This window comes from Nocardioides oceani, from assembly GCF_030412965.1.
Lineage (GTDB): Bacteria > Actinomycetota > Actinomycetes > Propionibacteriales > Nocardioidaceae > Nocardioides > Nocardioides oceani.
Window position 1 is genome coordinate 1 of the sequence record NZ_JAUHJQ010000210.1, and the last position, 242, is coordinate 242.

At 81.4% G+C, this 242-nt stretch carries 1 protein-coding gene; it reads right to left on the bottom strand.

Features of this window, described 5'->3' with window-relative positions; translation table 11 throughout:
* Positions 1–242, bottom strand: a 242-nt coding sequence (locus QWY28_RS23815) for a hypothetical protein (RefSeq protein WP_300955377.1), incomplete at both ends; no start/stop codon positions are given.

The following is a 242-nucleotide window of genomic DNA, read 5'->3' on the forward strand; positions in this document are numbered from 1 at the left end:
CCGTCGACCAGCTCCGCGCCGAGGCGAGCAGGTCCGCGGCGGCGCCGAGCCGGGCCAGCGCGTGGTCCGCGGCCACGCCGGCCTCCTGCAGCTCGGCCAGCGCCGAGCGGCCGGCACCGGGGGCGGCCGCGACCCGGTCGAGCTCGACGGCGGACGGGTGGCCGGTGCCACGCAGGTGCTCCTCCTTCGCGGCCAGCGCCCGCTCGCGGCGTACGTCGGCGTCGGAGACGGCCCGCAGTCCG